The sequence below is a fragment of the Luteimonas suaedae genome (assembly GCF_008312895.1).
In the GTDB taxonomy this organism is placed as follows: Bacteria; Pseudomonadota; Gammaproteobacteria; order Xanthomonadales; family Xanthomonadaceae; genus Luteimonas; species Luteimonas suaedae.
Map to the genome: position 1 here is coordinate 1 of NZ_VSSP01000039.1, position 1202 is coordinate 1202.

Below are 1202 nucleotides of genomic sequence, written 5' to 3' on the forward strand. Positions count from 1 at the left end.
CGACGTCCCCCCGCTTTTAGTAGCGGTCTGATCTGGAGTCCGGGTTCACTGTAGCGGATTCGGCTAGCTGTTTGGCATAGGCTGCCGGCGTCATGCCGCCAAGTGCCTTCTTGGGTCGTTCCTCGCAGTACTCGCGTCGCCAGGTCTCGATCACTGTGCGTGCGTGGAGCAGACTGGTGAACAGGTGCTCGTTGAGGCATTCGTCGCGTAGCCGGCCATTGAACGATTCGACGTAGGCGTTCTGGTTCGGCTTGCCCGGCTCGATCAGCCGAAGCTGGATGCCACGCTCGTGTGCCCAGGCGACCATGGCCTTGCCGCAGAACTCCTTGCCGTTGTCGGTTCGGATGACCTCTGGCAAGCCGCGGCTCAACGCCAGCCGATCCAGCACGCGGCTGACACCGTATCCCGAGATTGCCCGTTCCACCTCGATCGCGACGGGCTCATGCGTAGCATCGTCCACAATCACCAGGCATTTGATCACCCGGCCATCGGCCGTTCGGTCGAACACGAAGTCCATCGACCAGACCGCGTTGGCCCGGGTCGGACGCAGCAGGGGCTGGCGCTCGCCCACGGGAACCTTCTTGCGCTTGCGACGGCGCACCTGCAGCCGCGCCTCCCGATACAACCGCTCCACGCGCTTGTAGTTCACGAGGTGTCCTTCCTGGCGAAGCTTGAGATGGATCATCCCGACGCCATAGCGTCGATGCCGATGTGCCAGCGCGAGGATGCGTTCCCGCAGATCGACGTTCCGATCCGGGCGGGGCGCATAGCGCAATGCACTGGCACTCATCCGCACCACCGCCAGCGCCCGGCGCTCGCTCAATCCGCTGTCCACCATGTAGCGCACCTGCTCGCGTCGTGCCGGTGCGCTCACCACTTTTTTCGCAGGACGTCCTTGATCACCTCGTTCTCAAGGACCTGCTCGGCCAGCAGCTTCTTCAGCCGGGCATTCTCCGTCTCCAACTCCTTCAGTCGCTTCGCGTCGGGCACGCTCATGCCGCCGAACTTGCTGCGCCACAGGTAGTACGACGCCTCGCTGAAGCCGTGCTTGCGGCACAGCTCCTTGACCGGCAACCCGGCCTCGGCCTCACGCAGGAAGCCGATGATCTGTTCTTCGGAAAAGCGCTTCTTCACGTCCAATCTCCTTCTCGTTGGGGATTGGACTCCAAATCGCCGTGCTACTCAAAAGCGGGGGGACGTCG

Annotated in this window: 1 protein-coding gene; it reads right to left on the minus strand. The window is 63.1% G+C overall.

The window, feature by feature from the left end; translation table 11 throughout:
* Positions 1-16 precede the first annotated feature (16 nt).
* Positions 17-1134, minus strand: a protein-coding gene (locus FXO19_RS19000) for an IS3 family transposase (protein ID WP_425481504.1) whose coding sequence is annotated in 2 segments (ribosomal slippage) — positions 17-882 and positions 882-1134 — 1119 coding nt in all. Because the reading frame shifts where the segments join, the coding sequence is not laid out codon by codon here.
* Positions 1135-1202: the final 68 nt, after the last annotated feature.